This window comes from Halomonas aquatica, from assembly GCF_040196335.1.
In the GTDB taxonomy this organism is placed as follows: domain Bacteria; phylum Pseudomonadota; class Gammaproteobacteria; order Pseudomonadales; family Halomonadaceae; genus Halomonas; species Halomonas aquatica.
In genome coordinates this window covers 20592-33318 of sequence record NZ_JBEGCJ010000007.1, presented here as the reverse complement: position 1 = coordinate 33318, position 12727 = coordinate 20592, and the positions used below count along the sequence as shown (strand labels likewise).

Annotated in this window: 26 protein-coding genes; all 26 read right to left on the bottom strand. The window is 61.0% G+C overall.

The genetic code is table 11. The features are described 5' to 3' along the window. Window positions 1-60: 60 nt before the first annotated feature. A complete protein-coding gene (gene rplQ / locus ABE960_RS14330; RefSeq protein ID WP_349762974.1) occupies window positions 61-447 on the bottom strand; it encodes a 50S ribosomal protein L17 in 387 nt (128 codons plus the stop codon). Window positions 448-486: 39 nt separating this feature from the next. Continuing rightward, a complete protein-coding gene (locus tag ABE960_RS14325) occupies window positions 487-1485 on the bottom strand; it encodes a DNA-directed RNA polymerase subunit alpha (protein ID WP_349762973.1) in 999 nt (332 codons plus the stop codon). Between the two features lie 84 nt (window positions 1486-1569). Continuing rightward, window positions 1570-2190, bottom strand: a complete 621-nt coding sequence (gene rpsD, locus ABE960_RS14320) for a 30S ribosomal protein S4 (protein WP_349762972.1) — start codon at window positions 2188-2190, stop codon at window positions 1570-1572. Between the two features lie 12 nt (window positions 2191-2202). After that, window positions 2203-2589, bottom strand: a complete 387-nt coding sequence (gene rpsK / locus ABE960_RS14315) for a 30S ribosomal protein S11 (RefSeq protein WP_040183105.1) — start codon at window positions 2587-2589, stop codon at window positions 2203-2205. A 39-nt stretch (window positions 2590-2628) separates the two neighbouring features. Further along, window positions 2629-2985 (bottom strand): 30S ribosomal protein S13, encoded by a 357-nt coding sequence (gene rpsM / locus ABE960_RS14310; protein WP_349762971.1) that lies wholly within the window; start codon window positions 2983-2985, stop codon window positions 2629-2631. 122 nt (window positions 2986-3107) lie between these two features. Next, window positions 3108-3221, bottom strand: coding sequence for a 50S ribosomal protein L36 (rpmJ, locus tag ABE960_RS14305; protein ID WP_031384759.1), 114 nt, complete (start codon window positions 3219-3221; stop codon window positions 3108-3110). A gap of 76 nt (window positions 3222-3297) precedes the next feature. Next, window positions 3298-4629 carry a preprotein translocase subunit SecY gene (gene secY, locus ABE960_RS14300; RefSeq protein WP_349762970.1) on the bottom strand — a complete coding sequence of 444 codons (1332 nt, stop codon included), beginning with the start codon at window positions 4627-4629 and terminating at the stop codon, window positions 3298-3300. Next, window positions 4630-5064, bottom strand: a complete 435-nt coding sequence (gene rplO, locus ABE960_RS14295) for a 50S ribosomal protein L15 (protein WP_349762969.1) — start codon at window positions 5062-5064, stop codon at window positions 4630-4632. It lies immediately after the preceding gene. Between the two features lie 3 nt (window positions 5065-5067). Next, window positions 5068-5250, bottom strand: a complete 183-nt coding sequence (rpmD, locus tag ABE960_RS14290; RefSeq protein WP_349762967.1) for a 50S ribosomal protein L30 — start codon at window positions 5248-5250, stop codon at window positions 5068-5070. Between the two features lie 5 nt (window positions 5251-5255). After that, the gene (gene rpsE, locus ABE960_RS14285; protein WP_349762966.1) at window positions 5256-5756 is read right to left on the bottom strand and encodes a 30S ribosomal protein S5; all 501 of its coding nucleotides are present in this window, start codon (window positions 5754-5756) and stop codon (window positions 5256-5258) included. Window positions 5757-5767: 11 nt separating this feature from the next. Beyond that, the gene (gene rplR / locus ABE960_RS14280) at window positions 5768-6118 is read right to left on the bottom strand and encodes a 50S ribosomal protein L18 (protein WP_089848238.1); all 351 of its coding nucleotides are present in this window, start codon (window positions 6116-6118) and stop codon (window positions 5768-5770) included. Window positions 6119-6127: 9 nt separating this feature from the next. Beyond that, entirely contained in the window at window positions 6128-6658 is a 531-nt protein-coding gene (rplF, locus tag ABE960_RS14275; protein WP_349762965.1) for a 50S ribosomal protein L6, read from the bottom strand. 9 nt (window positions 6659-6667) lie between these two features. Then, window positions 6668-7060 carry a 30S ribosomal protein S8 gene (gene rpsH, locus ABE960_RS14270; protein WP_349762964.1) on the bottom strand — a complete coding sequence of 131 codons (393 nt, stop codon included), beginning with the start codon at window positions 7058-7060 and terminating at the stop codon, window positions 6668-6670. 32 nt (window positions 7061-7092) lie between these two features. Then, entirely contained in the window at window positions 7093-7398 is a 306-nt protein-coding gene (rpsN, locus tag ABE960_RS14265) for a 30S ribosomal protein S14 (RefSeq protein WP_349762963.1), read from the bottom strand. A 10-nt stretch (window positions 7399-7408) separates the two neighbouring features. Then, the gene (gene rplE / locus ABE960_RS14260; protein WP_349762962.1) at window positions 7409-7948 is read right to left on the bottom strand and encodes a 50S ribosomal protein L5; all 540 of its coding nucleotides are present in this window, start codon (window positions 7946-7948) and stop codon (window positions 7409-7411) included. A gap of 18 nt (window positions 7949-7966) precedes the next feature. Next, complete coding sequence (rplX, locus tag ABE960_RS14255) at window positions 7967-8281, bottom strand: 50S ribosomal protein L24 (protein WP_349762961.1); 315 nt, start codon at window positions 8279-8281, stop codon at window positions 7967-7969. A 14-nt stretch (window positions 8282-8295) separates the two neighbouring features. Further along, entirely contained in the window at window positions 8296-8667 is a 372-nt protein-coding gene (gene rplN, locus ABE960_RS14250) for a 50S ribosomal protein L14 (RefSeq protein ID WP_349762960.1), read from the bottom strand. 52 nt (window positions 8668-8719) lie between these two features. Then, window positions 8720-8980, bottom strand: a complete 261-nt coding sequence (gene rpsQ / locus ABE960_RS14245; RefSeq protein ID WP_349763066.1) for a 30S ribosomal protein S17 — start codon at window positions 8978-8980, stop codon at window positions 8720-8722. A gap of 1 nt (window position 8981) precedes the next feature. After that, a complete protein-coding gene (gene rpmC / locus ABE960_RS14240) occupies window positions 8982-9173 on the bottom strand; it encodes a 50S ribosomal protein L29 (protein WP_089797139.1) in 192 nt (63 codons plus the stop codon). After that, window positions 9173-9586, bottom strand: coding sequence for a 50S ribosomal protein L16 (rplP, locus tag ABE960_RS14235; protein WP_071943806.1), 414 nt, complete (start codon window positions 9584-9586; stop codon window positions 9173-9175). Before rplP ends, rpmC begins: the two co-directional genes overlap by 1 nt. A gap of 15 nt (window positions 9587-9601) precedes the next feature. Next, window positions 9602-10300: a 30S ribosomal protein S3 gene (gene rpsC / locus ABE960_RS14230; protein WP_349762959.1), complete on the bottom strand. Its 699-nt coding sequence runs from the start codon at window positions 10298-10300 to the stop codon at window positions 9602-9604. 11 nt (window positions 10301-10311) lie between these two features. Then, window positions 10312-10644 carry a 50S ribosomal protein L22 gene (gene rplV / locus ABE960_RS14225; RefSeq protein WP_349762958.1) on the bottom strand — a complete coding sequence of 111 codons (333 nt, stop codon included), beginning with the start codon at window positions 10642-10644 and terminating at the stop codon, window positions 10312-10314. A gap of 18 nt (window positions 10645-10662) precedes the next feature. Next, on the bottom strand, window positions 10663-10938 hold the full coding sequence (rpsS, locus tag ABE960_RS14220; RefSeq protein WP_040183133.1) for a 30S ribosomal protein S19: 276 nt from the start codon (window positions 10936-10938) through the stop codon (window positions 10663-10665). Window positions 10939-10971: 33 nt separating this feature from the next. Then, a complete protein-coding gene (rplB, locus tag ABE960_RS14215) occupies window positions 10972-11802 on the bottom strand; it encodes a 50S ribosomal protein L2 (RefSeq protein WP_349762957.1) in 831 nt (276 codons plus the stop codon). Window positions 11803-11819: 17 nt separating this feature from the next. Next, the gene (gene rplW, locus ABE960_RS14210) at window positions 11820-12116 is read right to left on the bottom strand and encodes a 50S ribosomal protein L23 (RefSeq protein ID WP_280548497.1); all 297 of its coding nucleotides are present in this window, start codon (window positions 12114-12116) and stop codon (window positions 11820-11822) included. Then, the gene (gene rplD / locus ABE960_RS14205; protein WP_349762956.1) at window positions 12113-12721 is read right to left on the bottom strand and encodes a 50S ribosomal protein L4; all 609 of its coding nucleotides are present in this window, start codon (window positions 12719-12721) and stop codon (window positions 12113-12115) included. Before rplD ends, rplW begins: the two co-directional genes overlap by 4 nt. Window positions 12722-12727: the final 6 nt, after the last annotated feature.

Genomic DNA, 12727 nt, shown 5'->3' with positions numbered 1-12727 from the left:
AAACCGGCTCCCTGGGGGAGCCGGTTCTGGTGTCGGGACGTGAGGGTCACCAGCCAAGGATCACTCCTCGGCGGCGGTTTCCTCGACGACCGGACGGTCGACCAGTTCGACGAAGGCCATGGGGGCGTTGTCGCCGGTGCGGTACCCGCACTTGAGGATACGGACGTAACCGCCCGGACGCTCGGCGTAACGCGGACCCAGCTCATTGAAGAGCTTGCCGACCGCTTCCTTTGAGCGGGTGCGGCTGAAGGCCAGACGACGGTTGGCGACGCTGTCCTGCTTGGCCAGGGTGATCAGCGGCTCGATGACGCGACGCAGCTCCTTGGCCTTGGGCAGGGTTGTCTTGATCACTTCGTGCTCGACCAGCGAGACGGACATGTTCTTGAACATGGCCTGGCGATGCGTGCTGGTGCGATTCAGGTGACGACCACTCTTACGATGACGCATGGTTGTGATTCCTTACCAAACTGGGACTCGAGTCGAGGCTCACGCGGAGGCCTTGTCGTCCTTCAGGCTTGCCGGCGGCCAGTTCTCCAGCCGCATGCCCAGGGAAAGCCCGCGGGCGGCCAACACGTCCTTGATCTCATTCAGGGACTTCTTGCCGAGATTGGGGGTCTTCAGCAGCTCCACCTCGGTGCGCTGGATCAGATCCCCTATGTAGTAGATGTTCTCGGCCTTAAGGCAGTTGGCGCTGCGAACGGTCAACTCGAGATCGTCTACGGGGCGCAGCAGGATCGGATCGATATGATCCTCTTCCTCCACCACTTCCTGTTCCTTGTCGGCTTCCAGGTCGACGAACGCGGCCAGTTGCTCCTGCAGGATGGTCGCGCTGCGACGGATCGCCTCTTCCGGATCCAGGGTGCCGTCGGTCTCCAGGTCGATGATCAGCTTGTCGAGGTCGGTACGCTGTTCGACACGCGCGGCCTCGACCGCGTAGGAAACCCGGCGTACGGGGCTGAAGGTAGCATCCAGCTGCAGGCGACCGATGGCGCGAGACTCATCGTCGGCATCGCCACGGGCGTCCGCCGGCTCATAGCCGCGGCCACGAGCGACCTTGAGCTGCATCTTCAGCTCGGACCCCTCGTTGACATGGGCGATGACATGCTCGGGGTTGACGACCTCGACATCATGGTCGAGTGCGATATCCCCCGCAGTCACGACGGCCGGACCCTGCTTGTTCAGCGAGAGCACCGCCTCGTCGCGGCTATGCATCCGGAGCGCCACGTCCTTGAGGTTCAGGAGGATTTCGATGACATCTTCCTGGACGCCCTCGATCGCGCTGTACTCATGCTCGACACCGGCGATCTCGGCCTCCACCACGGCACAGCCGGGCATGGACGAGAGCAGGATGCGACGCAGGGCATTGCCCAGCGTGTGGCCGAAGCCACGCTCGAAGGGCTCGAGCACGATCCTGGCGTGGTGTGCGCTGATCTCTTCGACCTTGATGTCGCGAGGACGGAGAAACTCTGTCACTGAACGCTGCATATGAACACCTATCAGGCTGCCAAACGGATTGTCGGTACTCTGTTCGCCCCCCGCGGACGAGGAGCGACACGACGCGAGGGTCGCTTACTTGGAGTACAGCTCGACGATCAGGTTTTCGTTGATGTCGGCAGACAGGTCACCGCGTTCAGGCAGGGCCTTGAAAGTGCCTTCCATCTTCTTGGCATCGGTCTCGACCCATACCACGTCGCCGCGGTTGGCGGCGATGGCCAGGGAGGTCTGGATGCGTGCCTGGTTCTTCGCCTTCTCACGCACGGAGACCACGTCACCAGGCTTGACCTGGTAGGACGCCACGTTGACGGTCTTGCCATTGACGGCAATCCCCTTGTGGCTGACCAGCTGACGCGACTCTGAACGCGTGGAGCCGAAGCCCATGCGGTAGACGACGTTGTCCAGTCGGGATTCGAGAAGCTGCAGCAACAACTCACCGGTCGCGCCCTTCAGGCGGGCTGCTTCCTTGTAATAGTTGCGGAACTGCTTCTCGAGTACGCCATACATGCGACGTACTTTCTGCTTCTCGCGAAGCTGCAAGCCGTAGTCGGAAAGACGCTGACGGCGCTGGCCGTGCACACCCGGAATCTGCTCGGATTTGCACTTCTTCTCGAAGGGAGTGATACCGCTCTTGAGGAAGAGATCGGTCCCCTCACGACGAGACAGTTTGCACTTCGGTCCAATGTAACGAGCCATGAATCTGTCTCCTTAAACGCGGCGTTTCTTCGGCGGACGGCAGCCATTGTGGGGAATGGGCGTCGCGTCGGTGATGCTTTGCACGCGGAAGCCGGCGGCATTGAGCGCGCGCACGGCGGATTCACGGCCAGGACCGGGGCCCTTGACCAGCACGTCGACGTTTTTCACACCATACTCGGCTGCAGCGGTCGCTGCACGTTCGCTTGCCACTTGAGCAGCGAACGGGGTGCTCTTGCGAGAACCACGAAAACCCGAACCACCGGCAGTCGCCCAGGAAAGGGCGTTGCCCTGGCGGTCTGTGATCGTAATGATCGTGTTGTTAAAAGAGGCATGGATATGCGCGATGGCATCCACTACCTGCTTTTTAACCTTTTTACGGTTGCTACGCGGGTTAGCCATGTTGATGTCTATTCCTGTCTTTACGCCAGAACGTGCGTGTTATTTGCGGATCGGCTTGCGCGGGCCCTTGCGGGTACGCGCATTGGTCTTGGTACGCTGACCACGCAGCGGAAGACCACGACGATGACGCAGACCACGATAGCAACCCAGGTCCATGAGACGCTTGATGTTAAGCGTGACATCACGACGCAGGTCACCTTCCACGGTGTACTTGCCGACTTCAGACCGCAGGGTATCCAGATCTTCACTGGACAGTTCCTGGATCTTGCTGTTCGGCGCGATGCCGGTCGCGACACAGATGTCCTGTGCGCGAGTACGGCCAATCCCGAAGATATAGGTCAGCGAGATCGCCGCATGCTTGTTGTCCGGGATATTGACGCCTGCAATACGGGCCATCAGCTTACTCCGAAATTTGAGCGGCTTGCTCGATTAATCATCTACAAAAGGCGCAACAGCATACCCTTTTCCTCGCTCGAGGACAAGGGCATGCCGGCACCCGGTTAAGTGCAGCGAAGGGCTCAGCCCTGGCGCTGCTTGTGCCGCGGCTCGGTACAGATGACGCGCACGGCGCCATTGCGACGAATGATCTTGCAGTTGCGGCACATTTTCTTCACGGAAGCTCGGACTTTCATCGTTCCATCTCCAAAGTTGGCTCGCGCCGTGAGCCGACAACCGGCTCACGGCGCACCAAATCGCCAGCGGCGCGCCTCAGCGCATGATGCCGCCGCTACCGTAGCCTTTCAGGTTGGACTTCTTCATCACCGACTCGTACTGGTTCGACATGAGGTGCGACTGCACCTGGGCCATGAAGTCCATGATGACCACTACCACGATCAGCAGCGAGGTACCGCCGAAGAAGAACGGCACGTTCCAGGCCACGATCAGGAACTGGGGCATCAGGGAAACCGCAGTGATGTAGAGCGCACCGAACAGGGTCAGACGTGTCATGACCTTGTCGATATAGCGAGCCGTCTGCTCGCCGGGGCGAATGCCCGGGAGGAAGGCCCCTGACTTCTTGAGGTTGTCAGCGACATCCTTGGGATTGAAGACCAGCGCTGTGTAAAAGAAGCAGAAGAATACCACCGCCGCGGCGAAAAGCAAGATGTAGAGCGGCTGACCCGGCCCCAAGGCCTGGGAAGCGCTCTGCAGCCATTCCATCCCGTCGCCGGCCCCGACCCACTGTCCCAGCGAGGCCGGAAACAGCAGGATGCTCGAGGCGAAGATCGCCGGAATCACGCCCGCCATGTTGACCTTGAGCGGCAGGTAGCTGCTCTGACCGGCATACATCTTGTTGCCTACCTGGCGACGCGGATAGTTCACCGTGAGGCGGCGCTGACCGCGCTCGATGAATACCACGAAGGCCACCGTGGCGATGCCCAGCGCGGTCAAGGCCAGCAGCGGAAGGACGTTCCACGCCCCTTCGTTGCGGGCCAGCTCGAAGGCCTGACCCACGGCACCCGGAAGGCCGGCGACGATCCCGGAGAAGATCAGCAGCGAGATGCCGTTGCCGATGCCCTTCTCGGTGATCTGCTCGCCCAGCCACATCAGAAACACCGCGCCGGTGACGAAGGTCACGATGGCGGTGAAGTAGAAACTGAAGTCGGCCGAGTAGGCGATCCCCTGACTGGCCAGGCCCACCGACATGCCGGTGGCCTGAACCAGGGCCAGCAGCACCGTGCCGTAGCGGGTGTACTGGCTGATCTTGCGGCGGCCGGCCTCGCCTTCCTTCTTCAGCTGCTCGAGCTGAGGCGAGACCGCAGTCATCAGCTGCATGATGATCGACGCAGATATGTAGGGCATGATGCCCAGCGCCATGATACTCATGCGCTCCAGGGCCCCCCCCGAGAACATGTTGAACATGCCCAGGATGGTGCCCTGCTGCTCCCTGAACAAGGCAGCAAGCTGGTCAGGATTGATACCGGGAACGGGGATGTGGGCACCGATACGGTAGACCACGATGGCGAGGAGCACGAAGCGCAGACGCGCCCAGAGTTCACTCAGACCGCTGCCCATCGCCGGCATGTTTCCTGACTTGGCCATTTAGTCCTCTACCTTGCCGCCGGCGGCTTCGATCGCGGCACGGGCACCCTTGGTGACCTTGATGCCGCGGACCGTGACCGCCTTGTTCAGTTCGCCGGAAAGGATCACCTTCGCATGCTTGGTGGAATCCTTGAGCACGTTGGCTTCCTTGAGGGTGTCCAGGGTGACTTCATCACCCGCGACCCGGGCCAGCTCGGCCAGGCGGACTTCCTCGGACACCAGCGACTTCGCGGAGGTGAAGCCGAACTTGGGCAGGCGCCGCTGCAGCGGCATCTGACCGCCCTCGAAACCGGGCTTCACGCTGCCGCCGCTGCGCGACTTCAGACCCTTGTGGCCGCGGCCACCGGTCTTGCCCAGACCGGAGCCGATGCCACGGCCGACGCGCTTCTCGGCGTGCTTGGAACCCGGTGCCGGGCTCAGGCTATTGAGTTTCATGGATTACTCTCCCTCAACACGCACAAGGTAGTTGACCTTGTGGATCATGCCGCGGACGGCAGGGGTGTCTTCCAGTTCAACCGTGTGACCGATGCGACGCAGGCCGAGGCCATTGATGGTGGCCTTGTGCTTGGCCAGTACGCCGATGGTGCTGCGGGTCTGGGTAACCTTGATCGTTGCTGACATGGTGCTTACCCCGTGATCGCTTCGACAGACAGACCGCGCTTTGCGGCCACGTCATCCGGCGACTGCAGGGAGGCCAGACCATTGACGGTCGCCCGCACCACGTTCACCGGGTTGGTGGAGCCGTAGCACTTGGCCAGGACGTTATGCACGCCTGCCAACTCGAGCACGGAGCGCATGGCACCACCGGCGATGATCCCGGTACCTTCGGAGGCCGGCTGCATGTATACCTTGGAGGCGCCGTGACGGGCCTTGACCGGGTATTGCAGAGTGCCACCGGTGAGGTTCACCTTGACCATGTTGCGACGCGCCTGGTCCATGGCCTTCTGGATCGCCACCGGCACTTCACGTGCCTTGCCGCGACCGAAGCCAACACGACCGTTACCGTCTCCCACGACGGTCAGAGCGGTGAAACCGAAGATTCGGCCACCCTTGACCACCTTGGCGACACGGTTGATCTGCACGAGCTTTTCCTGCAGATCGCCGTTTTGCTGTTCGTTCTTCGCCATCGTAAAACCCTTTAGAATTCCAGGCCGCCTTCACGAGCGGCGTCAGCCAAGGCCTTCACACGACCGTGGTACTTGAAGCCGGCACGATCGAAGGCCACCTGGGTGATGCCAGCCTGCTTGGCACGTTCGGCAATCAGCGCACCCACCTTGGAGGCGGCATCGGCGTTGCCGGTCGCACCCTCGCGCAGGGCCTTGTCCAGCGTGGAAGCGCTGGCGAGGACCTTGCCACCATCCGGCGAGATGATCTGCGCGTAGATGTGGCGGGGGGTACGGTTGACGCACAGGCGATACACGCCCAGCTCGCGGATCTTGGCGCGAGCACGGCGGGCACGACGGAGACGAGATTCTTTCTTCGCGTTCATAACCCTGCCTTACTTCTTCTTGGCTTCTTTGCGACGCACCTGCTCGTCGGCGTACCGGACACCCTTGCCCTTGTAGGGCTCGGGAGGACGGAAGGCGCGGATTTCCGCGGCACACTGGCCGAGCGCCTGCTTGTCCGCGCTCTTCAGCACGATCACGGTGTTCTTCGGCGTTTCCGCCGTAACACCTTCAGGCAGCTTGTAGTCGACCGGGTGCGAGAAGCCCAGTGTAAGATTGAGCGTCTGGCCCTTGGCCTGGGCACGATAACCGACGCCGATGATTTCGAGGCTCTTGGTGAAGCCCTCGCTGACACCGGTGACCAGGTTCTGGACCAGGGCACGGGTGGTACCGACCATTGCCCAGCTCTTCGCATTTTCGCTCGGCTGGAAGGTCAGCTGTCCCTCTTCCTGGCCGATCACCACATCGTGGTGAACGGTCATGGAGAGGGTGCCCTGGCCGCCCTTGACGGACAGCTGGTCACCGTCGAGCTTGACCTCGACGCCTGCGGGCAATTTGACCGGATATTTGGCTACGCGGGACATTCCAAACTCCTAGAATACGGTGCAGATGACTTCACCACCGACACCCGCCTGACGTGCCGCACGATCCGTCATCACTCCCTTGGAAGTGGTGACAATGGCGACGCCCAGACCTTCGGCGACCTTCGGCAGCGCGTCCTTTCCCTTGTACTGGCGAAGGGACGGCTTGGAAACCCGCTGAAGGTGCTCGATGACCGGCTTACCCTCGAAGTACTTGAGGTTCACGGTCAGCTCGGGTTTGGCGGACTCGCTGACGGCGAATTCGCCGATGTAGCCCTCTTCCTTCAGCACACGGGCCACCTCAACCTTCAGCTTGGAACACGGCATGGAAACCGTTTCCTTGGTGGCCATCTGCGCATTGCGGATACGGGTAAACATATCCGCCAGAGTGTCTTGCATGCTCATTTACGTTGCGCTCCTGATGATTCTGCGTGGCGTTACCAGCTGGACTTCTTGAGTCCGGGCACATCGCCACGCATGGCGGCTTCACGCAGCTTGTTACGGCCGAGACCGAACTTGTTGTAGTAGCCATGCGGACGGCCAGTGATACGGCAGCGATTGCGCTGACGCACCGGGCTGGAGTCACGCGGCAACTGCTGCAGCTTGAGCTGCGCGTCGAAGCGCTCTTCGTCAGAAGTGTTCACGTCCTGGATGACCGCCTTGAGCTCGGCACGCTTGGTGGCATACTTCTCCACCATCTTCGTGCGCTTGAGCTCGCGTTCTACCATGCTTTTCTTTGCCATGATCCCACCCTTATTTCTTGAACGGGAAGTTCAGCGCGCTCAATAGCGCACGACCTTCTTCATCGGTTTTGGCGGTGGTGGTGATGGTGACATCCAGACCACGGATCCGGTCGATCTTATCATACTCGATCTCCGGAAAGATGATCTGCTCACGCACCCCCATGGAGTAGTTGCCACGACCGTCGAAGGACTTCGGGTTGAGACCACGGAAGTCACGAACGCGGGGGATCGCGATATTCACCAGGCGATCGAGGAAGTCCCACATGCGCTCGGAGCGCAGGGTCACCTTGATCCCGATCGGCCAGCCTTCACGCACCTTGAAGCCCGCGATGGACTTGCGTGCCTTGGTCACCAGCGGCTTCTGACCGGAGAGCTTCTCCAGGTCACCGATGGCATTATCGATCAGCTTCTTGTCGCTGGTCGCCTCGCCGATACCCATGTTCAGGGTTACCTTGGTGACCCGGGGTACCTGCATCACGTTGGCATAGCTGAACTCCTCTTGGAGCTTAGCCATCACCTCGTTCTGATAACGTTCTTTCAAGTTCGCCATTTTGCTATCCGACTCGCGTTAGGCGTCGATCTGCGACTGCGTCGACTTGTAGATACGTACCTTGGTACCGTCTTCCTTAACCTCGAAGCCGACACGATCCGCCTTGCCGGTCTCCTGGTTGAAGATGGCCACGTTGGACGCGTGAATCGATGCCTCGCGCTCGACGATACCGCCCTGATTGCCCGCCATCGGGTTGGGCTTGGTGTGACGCTTGATCATGTTCACACCGGACACCACGAAGCGGTTTTCGAGAACCCGCTTGACAGTGCCGCGCTTGCCCTTGTCCTTGCCGGCGATGACGATCACTTCATCGTCACGTTTGATCTTTTGCATATCCGCCTCGCTCCTTACAGCACTTCAGGCGCCAAGGAAATGATCTTCATGAACTTCTCGTTGCGAAGCTCACGCGTCACCGGCCCGAAGATACGGGTTCCGATCGGCTGGTCGTTGGTGTTGTTCAACAAGACAGCCGCATTTCCATCGAAGCGGATCAGCGAACCGTCGCTACGACGGACGCCACTACGGGTGCGAACCACCACCGCTTTGAGGACCTGGCCCTTCTTGACCTTGCCACGCGGAATGGCTTCCTTCACCGTGACCTTGATGACATCACCGACACGGGCGTAGCGACGGTGTGAACCGCCTAGCACCTTGATGCACTGCACCCGGCGCGCTCCGCTGTTGTCGGCGACATCCAGCATTGTCTGAGTCTGAATCATCGGTTTTCTCCAAACCTAATCTGACTGCACTGGCTTGACAGGCGTTAGCCGATCAACCCTTGGCCTGTTCGACGACTTCGATCAGGGTCCAGGACTTGTTCTTCGACAGCGGACGGCACTCCTGGATGGAGACCGTGTCGCCGGCCTTGGCCTGATTCGACTCGTCGTGGGCGTGCAGCTTGGTGGAGCGCTTGACGTATTTGCCGTAGATCGGGTGGCGCTCACGACGCTCGATCATCACAACGATGGACTTTTCCATCTTGTCGCTCACCACCTTGCCGGTGAGCGTACGGGCTTTCTTCTCTTCGACCATCTCAGTCACCTGCCTTCTCGTTGAGCACAGTCTTCACGCGGGCAATATCCCGACGAACCTGCTTGAGCAGATGAGTCTGGCTCAGCTGACCGGTGGCCTTCTGCATGCGCAGGTTGAACTGCTCGCGAAGGAGCTCGAAAAGCTGCTCCTTGAGCTGCTCTGCTGACTTTTCACGAATTTCCTGGGCTTTCATCACATCACCGTCCGTTTCACAAAGGTGGTGGAGACCGGGAACTTCTGGGCAGCCAGGGCGAATGCCTCGCGAGCCAGCTCCTCGGAAACGCCTTCGATCTCGTACAAGACCCGACCCGGCTGAATCTGGGCGACCCAGTACTCGACGGAGCCCTTGCCCTTACCCATACGGACTTCCAGAGGCTTCTTGGAAATCGGCTTGTCCGGGAAGACACGGATCCAGATCTTGCCGCCACGCTTTACGTGACGGGTGATGGCACGACGACCGGCCTCGATCTGACGGGCGGTGACACGACCCCGGCCAGTGGCCTTGAGGCCATACTCGCCGAAGCTCACCTTGCTTCCGCGATGCGCCAGGCCACGGTTGCGGCCTTTCTGCACCTTGCGGAACTTCATGCGCTTAGGTTGTAACATCGACTCGCTCTCCCCTTACCTGGAACCTTTCTTCTTGGAGGGTGCGGCCTGCGGCTGTTTCGCCTTGGCACGAACCTCCTCGATGCCCCCGAGGATTTCACCCTTGAAGACCCAGACCTTGACACCGATGATGCCGTAGGTGGTCTTGGCTTCGTAGGTGGCGTAGTCGATGTCCGCGCGCAGGGTATGCAGCGGGACACGACCTTCGCGGTACCACTCGGTGCGGGCGATTTCCGCGCCGCCGAGGCGACCGGAGAGCTGCACCTTGATGCCGCCGGCGCCAAGGCGCATGGCGTTCTGGACGGCACGCTTCATGGCACGACGGAACATCACGCGACGCTCGAGCTGGCCGGCGATGTTCTGCGCGACGAGCTTGGCGTCGAGTTCCGGCTTGCGGACTTCCTCGATGTTGACGTGCACGGGCACGCCCATCATCGCGGTGACGTCACGACGCAGCCGGTCGACATCTTCGCCCTTCTTGCCGATCACGATGCCCGGACGGGCAGTGTGAATGGTGATGCGGGCGTTGTTGGCCGGGCGCTCGATGGTAATGCGGCTCACGGACGCATTCTTCAGGCGCTCTTCCAGGAAGCGACGCACTTCGAGGTCGCTGTTCAGTTTGTCGGCATAGGCGCCGCGCTCGGCATACCACACCGAGTTATGGTCCTTCACGATACCCAGGCGAATGCCTGTTGGATGTACTTTCTGACCCATCTGGTCGACTCCTACTTCTCGGCTACCTTGACGGTGATGTGGCAGGTGCGCTTCAGAATGCGATCCGCACGGCCCTTGGCGCGCGGACGGATGCGCTTGAGCGTCATGCCCTCATCGACGCAGATGGTCGAGACACGCAGCTCGTCGATATCCAAACCGTTGTTTTCTTCCGCATTCGCGATGGCGGACTGCAGCACCTTCTTGACCAGCTTCGCTGCCTTCTTCGGCGAGAAGGTCAGCAGGTCGAGCGCCTCGGCGACCGGTTTATCGCGCACCTGGTCAGCCACCAAACGGGCCTTCTGGGCGGATAAACGAGCGCCACGCAGCTTTGCTGTGACTTCCATCTCTCAATCCTCTCTGGCTTACCGTTTGGCTTTCTTGTCCGCCGCATGACCGCGATAGAGGCGGGTAGCAGCGAATTCGCCCAGCTTGTGGCCAACCATTTCCTCGGAGACGTGCACCGGGACGTGTTGGCGACCGTTATGGACCGCAATGGTGAGCCCGACCATATTGGGCAGGATCATGGAGCGACGCGACCAGGTCTTGATCGGTTTGCGGTCGCTCTTCTCCACTGCCGTCTCAACCTTCTTCAGCAGATGAAGGTCAATAAAGGGACCTTTCTTCAGTGAACGTGGCACAGCCGTTACCTCTTGATGTCTTGGCGTTGGATCTTATTTCCGGGCCTTGCGGCGACGGATGATCAGCTTGTCGGTGCGCTTGTTCTTGCGGGTCTTGTGGCCCTTGGTGGGGACACCCCACGGAGACACCGGATGACGACCGCCACTGCTGCGGCCTTCGCCGCCGCCGTGCGGGTGATCCACCGGGTTCATGGCCACGCCGCGAACGGTCGGGCGCACTCCTCTCCAGCGCTTCGCACCGGCCTTGCCAAGCTGACGCAGGCTGTGCTCGGAGTTGCTCACTTCCCCCAGGGTCGCGCGGCACTCGGCCAGCACCTTGCGCATCTCGCCGGAGCGCAGACGCAGGGTGGCGTAGTTGCCTTCGCGGGCGACCAGCTGGGCGCTGGTGCCGGCGCTGCGTGCAAGCTGGGCGCCCTTGCCGGGCTTGAGCTCGATGCAGTGCACGGTGGAACCCAGCGGGATATTACGCAGCGGCAGCGCATTGCCCTTCTTGATGGGTGCGTTGACGCCGGACTCGAGACGGTCGCCGGCACTCACGCCCTTGGGCGCGATGATGTAGCGACGCTCGCCATCGAGGTACTTGAGCAGGGCAATATGTGCGCTGCGGTTCGGGTCATGCTCCAGGCGCTCGACGGTGGCGGGAACGCCATCCTTGGTGCGCTTGAAGTCGATGATCCGATAATGATGACGGTGACCACCGCCCACGTGGCGGGTGGTGATGCGACCGTAATTGTTACGGCCACCGGACTTGGACTGCTTCTCAAGCAGCGGCGCGTAGGCGCGGCCCTTGTGCAGTTCCTCACCAACGATCTTGACGACGTGGCGACGACCGGCGGATGTGGGTTTAGTCTTGACGATTGCCATGATCCGTACTCCTGCCCTTATTCGGCGCCAGAGAAGTCTTCAAGCGTCTCGCCGGCGGCCAATGTCACGTACGCCTTGCGATAACCCTTGCGCTGACCCAGACCCTGCGCTGTGCGCTTGGTCTTGCCCTTCATGTTCAGCACCTGAACACGGTCGACCTTCTTGCCGAACAGCTCCTGAACGGCAGCCTTGATCTCGGGCTTGGTCGCGTCGCCTGCCACCTTGAACACGTACTGGTTGCGCTCGGCGGCCATGGCGGCCTTCTCGGTCACGTGCGGACCGAGCAGAACCTTGAATACACGTTCCTGGTTCATGCCAGCTTCTCCTCGAATTTACGCAGAGCGGAGACGGTGACCAGCACCTTGTCGAAGGCAACCAGGCTCACCGGATCGGCGGCGGCAACGTCCACCACATCCACGTTCGGGATGTTGCGGGCGGCCAGGTACAGGTTCTCGTCGATCTCTTCAGTGACGATCAGCACCTTCTCCAGACCCAGCTCCTCGAGCTTGGTGGCCAGCTGCTTGGTCTTGGGGGCCTCGACGGCGAACGCATCGACGGCCACCAGACGCTCCTGACGGACCAGCTCGGAGAGGATCGAGCGCATGGCCGCACGGTACATCTTGCGATTGACCTTCTGGGAGTGGTCCTGAGGACGCGCCGCAAAGGTCACGCCACCGCTGCGCCAGATCGGCGAGCGGATGGTACCGGCACGGGCACGACCGGTGCCCTTCTGGCGCCACGGCTTCTTGCCACCGCCACGCACATCGGAACGATTCTTCTGGGCACGGGTACCCTGACGACCACCGGCCAGATAGGCGGTGACGACCTGGTGCACCAGAGCTTCATTGAATTCTTTGCCAAAGGTGGCATCGGACACTTCGACAGTACCGGCGCCTTCACCTGCAAGATTCAGATTCATCGGTAA

Excerpts from the sequence above, each read along its gene's own strand:
- rplQ (WP_349762974.1), bottom strand. The coding sequence starts at position 447 with ATGCGTCATCGTAAGAGTGGTCGTCACCTGAATCGCACCAGCACGCAT.
- ABE960_RS14325 (WP_349762973.1), bottom strand. The coding sequence starts at position 1,485 with ATGCAGCGTTCAGTGACAGAGTTTCTCCGTCCTCGCGACATCAAGGTC.
- rpsD (WP_349762972.1), bottom strand. The coding sequence starts at position 2,190 with ATGGCTCGTTACATTGGACCGAAGTGCAAACTGTCTCGTCGTGAGGGG.
- rpsK (WP_040183105.1), bottom strand. The coding sequence starts at position 2,589 with ATGGCTAACCCGCGTAGCAACCGTAAAAAGGTTAAAAAGCAGGTAGTG.
- rpsM (WP_349762971.1), bottom strand. The coding sequence starts at position 2,985 with ATGGCCCGTATTGCAGGCGTCAATATCCCGGACAACAAGCATGCGGCG.
- rpmJ (WP_031384759.1), bottom strand. The coding sequence starts at position 3,221 with ATGAAAGTCCGAGCTTCCGTGAAGAAAATGTGCCGCAACTGCAAGATC.
- secY (WP_349762970.1), bottom strand. The coding sequence starts at position 4,629 with ATGGCCAAGTCAGGAAACATGCCGGCGATGGGCAGCGGTCTGAGTGAA.
- rplO (WP_349762969.1), bottom strand. The coding sequence starts at position 5,064 with ATGAAACTCAATAGCCTGAGCCCGGCACCGGGTTCCAAGCACGCCGAG.
- rpmD (WP_349762967.1), bottom strand. The coding sequence starts at position 5,250 with ATGTCAGCAACGATCAAGGTTACCCAGACCCGCAGCACCATCGGCGTA.
- rpsE (WP_349762966.1), bottom strand. The coding sequence starts at position 5,756 with ATGGCGAAGAACGAACAGCAAAACGGCGATCTGCAGGAAAAGCTCGTG.
- rplR (WP_089848238.1), bottom strand. The coding sequence starts at position 6,118 with ATGAACGCGAAGAAAGAATCTCGTCTCCGTCGTGCCCGCCGTGCTCGC.
- rplF (WP_349762965.1), bottom strand. The coding sequence starts at position 6,658 with ATGTCCCGCGTAGCCAAATATCCGGTCAAATTGCCCGCAGGCGTCGAG.
- rpsH (WP_349762964.1), bottom strand. The coding sequence starts at position 7,060 with ATGAGCATGCAAGACACTCTGGCGGATATGTTTACCCGTATCCGCAAT.
- rpsN (WP_349762963.1), bottom strand. The coding sequence starts at position 7,398 with ATGGCAAAGAAAAGCATGGTAGAACGCGAGCTCAAGCGCACGAAGATG.
- rplE (WP_349762962.1), bottom strand. The coding sequence starts at position 7,948 with ATGGCGAACTTGAAAGAACGTTATCAGAACGAGGTGATGGCTAAGCTC.
- rplX (WP_349762961.1), bottom strand. The coding sequence starts at position 8,281 with ATGCAAAAGATCAAACGTGACGATGAAGTGATCGTCATCGCCGGCAAG.
- rplN (WP_349762960.1), bottom strand. The coding sequence starts at position 8,667 with ATGATTCAGACTCAGACAATGCTGGATGTCGCCGACAACAGCGGAGCG.
- rpsQ (WP_349763066.1), bottom strand. The coding sequence starts at position 8,980 with ATGGTCGAAGAGAAGAAAGCCCGTACGCTCACCGGCAAGGTGGTGAGC.
- rpmC (WP_089797139.1), bottom strand. The coding sequence starts at position 9,173 with ATGAAAGCCCAGGAAATTCGTGAAAAGTCAGCAGAGCAGCTCAAGGAG.
- rplP (WP_071943806.1), bottom strand. The coding sequence starts at position 9,586 with ATGTTACAACCTAAGCGCATGAAGTTCCGCAAGGTGCAGAAAGGCCGC.
- rpsC (WP_349762959.1), bottom strand. The coding sequence starts at position 10,300 with ATGGGTCAGAAAGTACATCCAACAGGCATTCGCCTGGGTATCGTGAAG.
- rplV (WP_349762958.1), bottom strand. The coding sequence starts at position 10,644 with ATGGAAGTCACAGCAAAGCTGCGTGGCGCTCGTTTATCCGCCCAGAAG.
- rplB (WP_349762957.1), bottom strand. The coding sequence starts at position 11,802 with ATGGCAATCGTCAAGACTAAACCCACATCCGCCGGTCGTCGCCACGTC.
- rplW (WP_280548497.1), bottom strand. The coding sequence starts at position 12,116 with ATGAACCAGGAACGTGTATTCAAGGTTCTGCTCGGTCCGCACGTGACC.
- rplD (WP_349762956.1), bottom strand. The coding sequence starts at position 12,721 with ATGAATCTGAATCTTGCAGGTGAAGGCGCCGGTACTGTCGAAGTGTCC.